This is a genomic window from Mariprofundus sp. EBB-1 (assembly GCF_003665155.1).
In the GTDB taxonomy this organism is placed as follows: Bacteria; Pseudomonadota; Zetaproteobacteria; order Mariprofundales; family Mariprofundaceae; genus Mariprofundus.
On sequence record NZ_RCFQ01000045.1, the window covers coordinates 1 to 12,178 of the forward strand.

Below are 12,178 nucleotides of genomic sequence, written 5' to 3' on the forward strand. Positions count from 1 at the left end.
TTGCTGCGGGCGGCGAACTATAAGGCCGCCGATCGAGGTGTCAACCTCTAATTTCATACCCTCCAAATATACAGGAGATTATGAAACTTACCCTCTAGCAATTCAGTTGCCTGAGTTGCGAGGGCGGCGAACATTATCGTGAAGATTACGTTCGTCAACTGCTTTCTTTCGACCTCTTAAATCACTTTAAAACGTTGTAAGAAAACCCTCTGAAAGAGTAAAACTTCTCTCGGAGGGCGGCGAACAATAGCGGCGCGCTCACCCTCGTCAACACATATTATCGGATCATTTTCAGTGCTGGCATATATACCAATCATAGCACCAATCTTCGATTAAAAATGCATTCAACTACAGACTGCAAACTCGCATTATTGGGTAAAATATTTCGCACTCACAGCAATCATCTCCTGTAATAACAGCTACCCACTTCACTGGTTGATCATCAATATGTAGTTCAAGTTATGAATAGCTTGCCCTGAATGCATCTACAAAGGCACCAAACATAGTTGCGGGCAGATGATTGACCCCTGCAGCAGCCTTACGACCACCACCCGTTGGAAACTGCATACATAATTCATCCGCACCGCTTTTATTGTTTAAAGGAGCCCGCACACTGATGCGGTACGCATTATCTGGAAGCGATGTTATTAAAGCATGCGCCCTATCAGGGTGCGATCGCGCCAATTCATTCGCAAACACGCCGGATACACGTCTTGTCCAAGCCTCATCAGGCAATAGCAGCACGCTGATCTTCTCTTCTTCTACTTCAAAAGGAAGGCTTTTCACCTGCTCCATATCGGAGTGATAGCCTTGATCCAGCACTGTATAAGCTTTTGAGCTTGCCATGAATGCAAAAGGGTCTTCAAACGCACTGATTTCTCGATACAGATCATCGGGGGCGAAATAGAGATCATCCAAGGTCACGCCATAACCATTATAATTCAACAAGGTGCCCAAATGCTGCAATTGATATAATTGCTGCTCTGAGAGCTTAAGTGGCTTCGAAGCAACTATCGCCGCATCAAACAGATTATCCCCGAAGGCTGCAACCACAGCCCATGCCAGATACGCCCCATTCAAATAGTCATTGACCAGCAAGCTGGTACACACATCCGCATCGGTATTAATGTGCGCATCGAAACATTCAGACACAGGCAACTCACCAGCAAAATGATGATCGAAATAACGAATACCTACATGCTTCTCCAACAAGCGATTCAGCGCATCACGATTTTTATCCAACGACACATCCAGCACCGTCACCTTATCACCTGCTTTAGCATCAACCCTGTTAAGCAAGGCAATATCCCGTTTCACACCAGTCACAAGCAGTGATTCACAAGGATCAGCCAACCGAAGTTGGTGCAGCGCGCAAAGCCCATCTGCATCTCCATTAAATACATCGATCACTGCCATTTATGACCTCCCATTATAATAATCATGATACCAGTCAACAAATGCATGCATGCCCTGCTCTAATGGAGTGCTCGGTTGAAAGCCTACCGCATCAATTAATGCATCCACATTAGCGCTGGTTTCATGCACATCTCCCGGCTGCATCGGCATAAATATTTTTTCAGCCTCTTTACCCAGTGCGCTCTCAATCACTTCAATAAAACGCATTAAACTAACCGGTGTTGAGTTACCTATATTATATACCTTCCAGGGCGCCCTACTACTGGCCGCATCAGGATGCCCCCCATCCCAGTCAGCATTCCCCTCTACGGTGTGATCCAGAGTGCGAATGACACCCTCTACAATATCATCAATATATGTGAAATCTCTTTTCATTTTTCCATGATTAAACACTTTGATTGCACGCCCATTGGCTATCGCATCTGTAAACAGGAACGGCGCCATATCAGGCCGTCCCCATGGGCCATAAACGGTAAAGAAGCGTAACCCTGTGGTCGGAAGGCCGTAGAGATGCGCATAACTATGCGCCATTAACTCATTCGATTTTTTACTAGCGGCATAAAGAGACAAAGGGTGATCAACATTATCGTGCACCGAGAATGGTTGCGCTTCATTGGCTCCATATACGGAAGAAGATGAGGCATAGACCAAGTGTTTAATGTGATGATGACGGCAACCTTCCAGTACATTTAAAAAACCGACAATATTACTATCTATATAGGCGTGCGGGTTTTCAAGTGAATAACGCACACCGGCCTGAGCTGCAAGATTGACCACCTGATCAAATCCATGCGTATCAAAGAGCGCTTCCATACCGGCCCTGTCTGATAAATCCAGCTTTACAAAATGGAATTGTTTGTGCTTAGAAAATCGAGCCAGACGCGCCTCTTTCAAGGCAATATCATAATAATCATTGAGATTATCCAAGCCCACTACGGTATCGCCGCGTTCAAGCAGGCGCATACAAACGTGTGAACCGATAAAACCAGCGGCACCGGTCACCAATACTTTACTCATGCATACTCCTTCATCACACACTCTTCCAACCAGAGAACACTGCCATTATCAGAATCATGCGTATAAGGAATTATTCATACACAGCGCGAAGACCAATAAGAAATCGATCAGCACGGCTTTGCCGGGCATCAAGCAAAGCATCAGGATCTTCGCCCAGCGCTTTAATTGAGGCATGGGCATATCCTTGCTTGGCATCTTCTGTCATTTTCACCCAGTCAGATGCATCAACAATACCATCACCAGTCAAATCAAAGCGGGCATCTACAGACAATCCACCTGCAGCCTGTGCGGTTAGAGCAGATAATGCACAAACAAAAATGGCGATGAGAAAAAAAGTTTTCATCATCGCCATTCTCATTTCAATGATACGTCTTAGTAACGGTAGTGATTTGGTTTATACGGGCCTTCAAGAGGAACACCGATATAATCCGCCTGCTCCTGAGATAGCGGCGTCAGGTTTACACCGACTTTTTCCATATGCAGGCGCGCAACTTCTTCATCCAGCTTCTTAGGCAGTGTATATACTTCATTTACGTATTCACCAGTCTGTGTGAACAGCTCAATCTGCGCCAACGTTTGGTTGGTGAAAGAGTTGGACATCACAAAACTCGGGTGCCCTGTTCCACAACCCAGATTTACCAAACGTCCTTCAGCCAGCAGCGTGATGCGGTTGCCATTCGGGAAGATAATCTGATCCACTTGTGGTTTTACATTGTCCCACTCATACCCCTTCAAGCTAGCTACATCGATCTCATTATCGAAGTGCCCGATATTACAGACAATAGCCTGATCCGGCATCGCGACCATATGATCGTGTGTGATGACGTGGTAGTTACCAGTAGTCGTTACAAAGATATTACCCTGCTTACACGCATCATCCATATTTACTACACGATAACCTTCCATCGCTGCCTGTAGAGCACAAATCGGATCAATTTCAGTAACCCATACAGTTGCGCCCATGCCGCGGAATGCCTGCGCACAACCTTTACCCACATCGCCGTAACCAAGAACAACACAGATCTTGCCTGCAATCATTACATCGGTAGCGCGTTTGATGCCATCAAGCAGAGATTCGCGGCAGCCATACAGATTATCAAACTTGGATTTAGTGACTGAGTCATTCACGTTGATCGCAGGGAATGGCAGTTCGCCACGCTCATGCATCTGATACAGACGATGTACGCCTGTAGTAGTCTCTTCAGTTACACCCTGAATCGCATCACGACGGGTAGTATAATAACCAGGCTGTGTAGCTAGGCGTTTTTTGATCGATGCAAACAGATACTCTTCTTCTTCGGAGCCTGGGTTATCCAGTACAGATGCATCCAGTTCAGCCTTAGCACCCAGAACGAGCAGCGTTGTTGCATCACCACCATCATCAAGAATCATGTTCGGCGTACCGCCGTCATGCCATTCCATGATGCTATGGCAAAATTCCCAATACTCTTCCAGTGTTTCGCCTTTGTGTGCGAAAACAGGAACACCTTTAGCAGCAACCGCTGCAGCAGCGTGATCCTGTGTAGAATAGATATTGCACGATGCCCAACGCACTTCAGCACCAAGGGCTGTCAGTGTTTCAATCAACACACCAGTCTGGATAGTCATATGCAGAGAACCAGCAATACGCGCACCTTTCAGCGGCTGTGAAGCAGCATATTTTTCGCGGGTCACCATCAAACCGGGCATTTCAGTTTCCGCAATATTCAGTTCTTTACGGCCGAATGCAATCGTTTCAGCAGACATATCCGCTACTTTGTAATCTGTAAATTCAGACATTCTCATACTCCTATGTATGACCTGAATGGCTTGCACCATCCGGGTATAAAAATATAAGCACCGTTGAACTGTTTTTCGACTGAGCCTGGCAGATCACGGACCTGCTGCAGTGCTCCTCAGTCTGGGCAAATAATCAGGCGACAGCCTGTTTATTTATCACTCATCGAGAGATGATTCCCTCTTATAATAATTTAAATATCTGCAGCTGCGCGCAGAGTGTCCGCCTTATCCGTTTTTTCCCAGGTAAATTCCGGCAACTCACGTCCAAAGTGTCCATAAGCAGCTGTCTTGGCATAGATAGGACGCAACAGATCGAGCCCCTGCACAATCGCTTTCGGACGAAGATCAAAGTGCTCTTCTACCAACTTACCGATTTCAATATCATCAATTTTTCCGGTGCCAAATGTATTCACCATTAACGAGGTTGGACGCGCCACACCAATCGCATAAGAAACCTGCACTTCGCAACGATCAGCAAGACCTGATGCCACAATATTTTTGGCAACATAACGGCCCGCATAAGCTGCTGAACGATCCACTTTAGATGGATCCTTACCTGAAAATGCTCCACCACCATGACGACCAAATCCACCATAGGTATCAACAATGATTTTACGCCCGGTCAAACCACAGTCACCTACAGGTCCACCAATCACAAAACGCCCAGTTGGATTAATGTGGAATTTAGTATCCTCATGCAACAGTCCAGTTGGCTCCAATACAGGCATGATCACTTCTTTCATAACACCTTCGCAAAGGTCGGCATGAGAAATCTCTTCAGAATGCTGGGTAGAAAGAACAACCGCTTCAATCGCAACAGGTATATTATTCTCATAACGAACAGAAACCTGTGATTTTGCATCCGGACGCAAGAAAGAGAGCACACCTGATTTACGCACTTCCGCTTGTTTGGCAACCAACTGATGTGACAAATGAATCGCTGTTGGCATTAATACGTCGGTTTCATTGCTGGCATATCCAAACATCAAACCCTGGTCACCAGCGCCCTGGTCCAGATCAATACCTTCACCTTCATTCACACCAGCCGCAATATCAACAGACTGCTTATCCATCGCCACAAGAACAGCACAGCTCTTATAATCGAAACCCATTTCTGACGAATCATAACCTATATCTTTTACTGCATCGCGAGCAATCTGCTGGTAATCAATCACAGCGGATGTAGTAATTTCGCCCGCTAGCACAATCATGCCTGTATTGATCATCGTCTCGCAAGCCACACGAGCATTCGGATCCTGTGCAAGAATGGCATCCAGCACGCTGTCAGAAATCCGGTCAGCCACCTTATCCGGATGTCCTTCAGATACAGATTCAGACGTAAAAACAAAATTTTGACTCATTCATTTCCTCACTATTTGTTCTATAGCTTTAGTAGTATTTATAAAGTAAAACAAGATATTTGGTGGCCAGTATAGCCAATGATTATATATTCACAACTTTACCCACTATCTGGAAAGCGTCAGCACCAAACCCAGGGCCATGAATGATGAAGCCACCAACATCGTGAAGACTGCTGCATCATGTGCTGTTGACCATGCCAACCAGGCGGCCCCGCCAGCCAGCAACGCAGAACCAACCACTACAGGTAAACGCGATGGCTCGGCCGTTAAATTCACACTACCCTCTTCAATGCGTGATAACACAGCATCGATTTTTTCCGGCAAGCGCATCCAACTGCGCAACTGCCCATGCACCTCTTCAATCAACGCTTCTGTTTTGCCGACAGGGCCAATATGACGCGTGGCCCATTCTGAAATCAACGGACGCGCCAACATCCAGATATTCACATCATTGGCCAGCTCTCTAGCTACCCCTTCCATCACCACCATGGTCTTCTGCAACAGCAACAGCTCTGGCTGTGTTTCCATTTTGAAGCGCTCTGTCACCGCAAACATCGACAATAGCAATTCAGCAATCGAAATATCTGCCAACGGACGATTAAAAATAGGCACGGCTATTTCACGCAAAGCATCCTCAAAAGCTGATATATTGGTATCCAACGGCACATAACCGGCTTCCACATGCACTTCAGCAGCTCGCCTGTAATCTTCTTTGAGGAACGCGATCAACATTTCAGCAATATAACGTCGGGATTTAATATCAAGACGGCCGACAATACCGAAATCAATCAGTACAATTTCGCCACCGGCATCCACGAAAATATTGCCCGGATGCATATCCGCATGGAAATAACCATCCACAAAGACCGTATGGAAAAACAGTGCTGCGGTTTTCTCACACAGCTTCAAACAATCATGACCCGCCTCAGTCAGCGCCTTTCGCTCATCAATCGGAAGCCCTGAAATACGTTCAGTGGTAAGCACTTCAGTCTGCGTATAATCCCACAACACATCAGGCACACGCACACCCTCAACATCAATAAGGTTTTCAGCAAAACGCGTGCAATGGGCTGCCTCTGCCCGCAAATTCAATTCACCACGAATGGTTGTGGAAAACTCATCAATCACTTGCGGTGCTTTCAAACGATGATATTCAGGAAAATAACGATCAAACAAAGCAGCCAACAATTTCAGAATAGCCAGATCTGACTCAATGGTTTTACTGATATGATTACGCCTGATTTTCACCGCCACACGACGACCATCATGCAGCTCAGCAAAATGCACCTGAGCAATGGATGCTGCGGCCACAGGCTTCTCATCAAACACCGCAAACAGACCGCCATCACCGGTCAATGGTTTCTTGAAACTTTTTTCAATCACCCGCTGAACCGATTCAAACGGCTCAGCTGGCACATCATCCTGCAGCTTCTTCAATTCCAGAGCCACATCCATGGGCAGCAAATCAACACGGGTGGACAACATTTGACCAAACTTAATGAACGTTGGCCCCAACTGTTCCAAGACCAAACGAATCTGAGCCCCCAGGTCTTTCGGCAGTTCGTCACCGCGAAACAGCTGAACGAGCCAGACATAGGGGTAGAACAGGCGCATTCGCACAGCCAATGCCGCCAAGCCATGCGTGGCCAATATATGACCAATACGCATCAAACGCAGATTGCGACGTATATTAGATGGTAATCTCATGTGGCAATCACACCCTCGGCCATATTGTTACTATCACTGTGACTGTTGAGCTGCTGCTGCATGCTCCTGCAGATGCTTCAATGTATGCTCTACCCGGGTGACGCGCCCTTTACAGCGTGAAATCTGATGGGAAAGATGCTCCACTCCAGCCTGCCAAGCCTGCAACCGCTCTGCATCCGGCATGTTCATTTCACGCAAACTATTACTAACGGCCTGACGTGACCCATCAGCCACTTTTTGTTCTGCCGCCACCAACGCATGTGCAGCGCGAGCTACACGTGAACCAAAAAAATCACCGAACGAAGCGCGCAACTCACGCTCCCAATCCAGATCGGCCGCCGCAAAAAGCTTCTTAAAACGCAGCATAGCATCAGAATCACCGGAGAGCTTCAGCACCTGCTGAAAAACCAGATCATCCGGATCCTCATGGCCAAAACACATGCGCGCAAAACCGGCCGTCGTGGCATTCAAGCGCACATCTACCATGCCATCATAGGTTGAATGCACCCATGCTTTGCCGCGTGTGAAACCAAGAAACATAATAGTATCGGTATCGCGCACATGAATACGAAACACCTTGCCCTCCATATCGCGCAGATATGGTTTTAACGATGCATCACGAGAAAAAACAAGACCCAGCACCGTAGTCATCACCACGCATTGCACCGGCACAGGGATCAATCGCAACGGCAAAAACATCACACTCATATCTTATAACCTCTATGCAGAGCAACAATTCCACCCGACATATTATCGTGTTTAATGAGATCAAATCCCGCCTTGGCAATCATTTTACTAAAACGCTGTTGATCAGGAAAACGGCGGATCGATTCAACCAGATACTGATAAGAGTCCCTATCACCGGTCACCTTCTCACCAATCAACGGAATCATATTAAAGGAATACGCATCATAGATAACATCAAGCCCGGGCAACACGGGGCGCGAAAACTCCAGACACATGAACTGCCCCCCCGGCTTAAGAATGCGGTAAAATTCAGCAAGGCCCGCATCAATATCCAGAAAATTGCGAATACCAAATGCAATCGTCACGCAATCAAAACTATTGTCGGCAAAGGCGAGTTTGGTGCCATCGGATTGAATGCAATCCGCACGACCGGGTAATAAGCCCACATCAATCACGCGACGCGCTCCTTCTGCCAGCATCGGACCATTCAGATCGGTCAATACCACGCGACCGGATGGTCCCATTTTATTGGCCAGGCCAATCGCTATATCACCGGATCCAGCTGCTACATCCAGCACTCGACTGCCAGCGCCAATGGCGGCAGTGGCAATCATGCGACGTTTCCACAAACGATGCATGCCAGCACTCATCAGATCATTCATCACATCGTATTGACTGGCTACCGATGAAAACACGCCCATCACGCGATTAACTTTTTCGCTTCCACTGACTGTTTCGTAGCCAAAGTGTGTGGCATCGCCTGAATGATTTGCGGTGCGATCAGATGAAGGGTTGCTCACATGATCGCTGGAGCTGTCCGTATTGTTTGTATGATTAGGGTTATTCATGGATGCGCATCGTATCAGGCAGAGGCTTTCTCTCCAAATAAAGTCTGTTTATCCACAGGCATGCGCCCCATGCGGTGCACATTCTGTGGATAAACAGTGCATAAATTGTGTGTGTTAAAATACTACAACTAGTGTGTTCTATTTTCTTGACACCCTACATATAGTGCTTACACTCACCACCAAGATTTATGAAACACTAGGGACAAATGATTTATCCAAGGGGAGTTGTATGAGCGCTAATTCGCAGGCTTTGAACATTGCATCTATTGAAAAGATAGAAGAGAACCAAACCACTGAGATTACTTTTCAACCAGCTTCATTGGATATTTGGGATAAAAAATATCGTTTGAAAGATAAAGACAACAACGCCGTTGACGCTGATATTCAAGCTACTTATGAGCGTGTTGCCATCGCCCTGGCTGACGTTGAAAATGAAGAAAATCGCGAATTTTGGCACAATCGATTCACCTGGGCTCTCGCCAACGGCGCCATTCCCGCTGGCCGCATCATGTCCAATGCCGGCGCCCACGAACACAAACCGGCCACCTCCACCATCAACTGTACTGTTTCAGGTACTGTGCCTGACTCCATGGACGGCATTCTTTCGATGGTTCATGAGGCAGGCCTTACGCTTAAAGCTGGCTGCGGCATCGGCTATGAATTCTCTACGCTGCGACCTAAAGGTGCTTATGTGAGCGGTGCCGGCGCTTACACATCAGGCCCTCTCTCATTCATGGATATTTACGATAAAATGTGTTTTACCGTCTCATCTGCTGGTGGTCGTCGCGGCGCTCAGATGGGGACATTTGATATTTCTCATCCGGACATCATGGATTTCATTCGTGCCAAACGCGAAGATGGTCGTCTGCGTCAATTCAACCTATCCTGCCTGATTACACGTGACTTTATGGAAGCGGTAACCAACGATGCCGACTGGGATCTTGTCTTCCCTGCCAGCCAGGCTGAACTTGATGATCCTGAAACACGCATTGTATTTAAATATGTAGCCAACCCACCGAAAGGCGCTGTGAAAGATGATCGTGGCTTCGTAGCTTGCAAGGTATATAAAACACTGAAAGCCAATCGCCTGTGGGATGTTATTATGGCTTCCACCTATGATTATGCTGAACCGGGCTTCATCCTTATTGATGAAGTAAACGAACTGAACAACAACTGGTTTTGTGAAGATGTCCGCGCCACCAACCCGTGCGGTGAACAGCCTCTACCACCATATGGTGCCTGCCTGCTGGGCAGCATCAACCTAACCAAATTTGTACGCGAACCCTTTACAGAAGATGCGTATTTCGATTGGGATAGCTACCGGGAAGTCATCTCTGTATTCACCCGCATGCTGGATAATGTTGTGGACATTAACGGCCTGCCACTGGAAAAACAGCGCGAAGAGATTCTCTCCAAACGCCGCCACGGCATGGGCTTTCTTGGGCTGGGCTCTACCCTGACCATGTTACGCACCCCATACGGATCAGAAAAATCACTCGCATTCACCGAACAGATCGCCTATGAAATGGCACGCACCGGTTTCCAGGCAGGTCTGGAACTGGCTGAAGAGAAAGGAGCTGCTCCAATCATGGATCAGCAATTTGAAGTAACGCCTGAAATGATGACCAAATGCCCAGCCATGGCAGCCGATGGCATCAAGCTTGGCGATCAATTGCCCGGTAAAGTGCTATGGGGCAAATATTCAAACTATATGCAGAAGTTCCTTGCTACCGGCAATGATGAAGACCGTGCGATGATCGAAGCGTTGATTGAAAAGGGCTGCCGTTTTACGCACCACTCATCAATTGCACCAACCGGCACCATCTCATTGAGTCTGGCCAATAACGCATCCAACGGCATTGAACCCAGTTTCGCCCACCATTACGCCCGCAACATCATTCGTGAAGGCAAAAAATCGAAAGAGAAAGTCGATGTATTCTCTTTCGAACTACTTGCTTATCGCACCCTGATCAATGCCGATGCCATGCCATCCTCGCAGGAAGAAGGCTCTAAACTGCCTGAGTATTTCATCAGTGCGGATGAAGTCACACCGAAACAGCATGTTGATATTCAGGCTGCAGCACAGCGTTGGGTCGATTCATCCATCTCCAAAACAGCCAATGTACCGACTGATTATCCCTACGAAGATTTCAAGGATATTTACCTCTATGCCTACAAACAGGGCCTGAAAGGTTGCACCACATTCCGATTCAATCCGGAAGCATTCCAGGGCGTACTGGTGAAAGAAGAAGATCTGGCCAATACCACCTATAAATTCACACTGGAAGACGGCTCCATCGTTGAAGCCAAAGGTAACGATGAAATTGAATATGATGGTGAAATGCACAGTGCCGCCAATCTCTTTGATGCTCTGAAAGAAGGTTATTACGGTAAATTTTAAAATGATTTAACATGGGGTACGGGCATCCATGCCCTTACCCTTTAACTGCAAGTGAAAGTCATAAAAAATATTAGACAGGATGTTTTATATGAAGCGTAAACCAGCCACAGAAGAGAAACCGTCGGAAAGTGCATTTAGAATCATCTCTTCAGATCACGAGAGTGGCATGTTTATCACCAACCATGAAAACACTGCAACAATCAAAAGTAATGTGGATTTAACGACCATTATCAGCCCGGTTATGGACGATGATGCCACTAAAAATAAGGACAACACCTGATAACACGCAGAGCGCTGCACAAAAAAGAACCAGCGGTAATGCATTCGCCACGTATGGAGATAAATGATGAATATAGCTATTGATAAAAAAATCACTGCTTATGAAGTAAAAAAAGAAAATGACGACAACCAGGAAAAGGCAACGATCCATCAGATTGCACCACTACTGGAACGCGATGACATTCTTGAAGGCAGCACCTACAAGATTAAAACGCCGCACTCCGATCATGCTATGTATATCACTATCAACGATGTCATCGTTACCGACCCGGATGGATCAGCGCACCAGCGCCCATTTGAAATATTCATCAACTCCAAGAACATGGAACACTTCATGTGGATTGTGGCACTGACCCGCATTACATCCGCCATCTTCCGCAAAGGTGGTGATATCACCTTCCTGGTTGAAGAGCTCAAAGCGGTATTTGATCCACGTGGCGGTTATTACAAACGCGGTGGCAAATATATGCCATCTATCGTTGCTGAAATCGGTGAAGTGATTCAGCAGCACTTGGTCTCTATCGGCATGATGGAAGGTCAACTCAACAACGACGAACTGCAAGCCAAGCGCAAAGAAGCAGAAGTGAAACTTGGTGCAGAAGGCATCGCCAAAGGCAACCAGTGCGACAAATGCGGCGCTATGGCTGTTGTAAGACTCGATAATTGTAATTGTTGTCTCGAAT

General features: G+C 46.9%; 11 protein-coding genes and 1 riboswitch. Of the genes, 3 read left to right on the plus strand and 8 right to left on the minus strand.

Features of this window, described 5'->3' with window-relative positions:
* Positions 1 to 459: 459 nt before the first annotated feature.
* The 8 genes from D8Y20_RS12880 to D8Y20_RS12915 all read right to left on the minus strand — a co-directional run bounded on the left by D8Y20_RS12880 (position 460) and on the right by D8Y20_RS12915 (position 8,815).
* The gene (locus tag D8Y20_RS12880; protein WP_121544124.1) at positions 460 to 1,416 is read right to left on the minus strand and encodes an acetyltransferase; all 957 of its coding nucleotides are present in this window, start codon (positions 1,414 to 1,416) and stop codon (positions 460 to 462) included.
* Complete coding sequence (locus D8Y20_RS12885) at positions 1,417 to 2,433, minus strand: NAD-dependent epimerase (protein WP_121544125.1); 1,017 nt, start codon at positions 2,431 to 2,433, stop codon at positions 1,417 to 1,419.
* A gap of 70 nt (positions 2,434 to 2,503) precedes the next feature.
* Complete coding sequence (locus tag D8Y20_RS12890) at positions 2,504 to 2,779, minus strand: hypothetical protein (RefSeq protein ID WP_236075446.1); 276 nt, start codon at positions 2,777 to 2,779, stop codon at positions 2,504 to 2,506.
* 26 nt (positions 2,780 to 2,805) lie between these two features.
* Complete coding sequence (ahcY, locus tag D8Y20_RS12895) at positions 2,806 to 4,212, minus strand: adenosylhomocysteinase (RefSeq protein WP_121544127.1); 1,407 nt, start codon at positions 4,210 to 4,212, stop codon at positions 2,806 to 2,808.
* Between the two features lie 48 nt (positions 4,213 to 4,260).
* A riboswitch (S-adenosyl-L-homocysteine riboswitch) is annotated at positions 4,261 to 4,336 on the minus strand.
* Between the two features lie 67 nt (positions 4,337 to 4,403).
* Positions 4,404 to 5,573: a methionine adenosyltransferase gene (gene metK, locus D8Y20_RS12900; protein WP_121544128.1), complete on the minus strand. Its 1,170-nt coding sequence runs from the start codon at positions 5,571 to 5,573 to the stop codon at positions 4,404 to 4,406.
* A gap of 105 nt (positions 5,574 to 5,678) precedes the next feature.
* A complete protein-coding gene (gene ubiB, locus D8Y20_RS12905) occupies positions 5,679 to 7,280 on the minus strand; it encodes a 2-polyprenylphenol 6-hydroxylase (protein WP_121544129.1) in 1,602 nt (533 codons plus the stop codon).
* A gap of 33 nt (positions 7,281 to 7,313) precedes the next feature.
* Positions 7,314 to 7,988: an SCP2 domain-containing protein gene (locus D8Y20_RS12910; RefSeq protein WP_121544130.1), complete on the minus strand. Its 675-nt coding sequence runs from the start codon at positions 7,986 to 7,988 to the stop codon at positions 7,314 to 7,316.
* Entirely contained in the window at positions 7,985 to 8,815 is an 831-nt protein-coding gene (locus D8Y20_RS12915; RefSeq protein ID WP_121544131.1) for a class I SAM-dependent methyltransferase, read from the minus strand. The genes D8Y20_RS12910 and D8Y20_RS12915 overlap by 4 nt, the downstream gene beginning before the upstream one ends.
* Positions 8,816 to 9,044: 229 nt before the next feature.
* Here D8Y20_RS12915 and D8Y20_RS12920 point away from each other — a divergent pair, with 229 nt between their 5' ends.
* The 3 genes from D8Y20_RS12920 to D8Y20_RS12930 form a co-directional block, all read left to right on the plus strand.
* Complete coding sequence (locus D8Y20_RS12920; protein ID WP_121544132.1) at positions 9,045 to 11,216, plus strand: adenosylcobalamin-dependent ribonucleoside-diphosphate reductase; 2,172 nt, start codon at positions 9,045 to 9,047, stop codon at positions 11,214 to 11,216.
* An 88-nt stretch (positions 11,217 to 11,304) separates the two neighbouring features.
* A complete protein-coding gene (locus D8Y20_RS12925; RefSeq protein ID WP_121544133.1) occupies positions 11,305 to 11,496 on the plus strand; it encodes a hypothetical protein in 192 nt (63 codons plus the stop codon).
* A gap of 66 nt (positions 11,497 to 11,562) precedes the next feature.
* Positions 11,563 to 12,178: TSCPD domain-containing protein (locus D8Y20_RS12930; protein WP_121544134.1), on the plus strand; the 616-nt coding region annotated here is incomplete at its 3' end.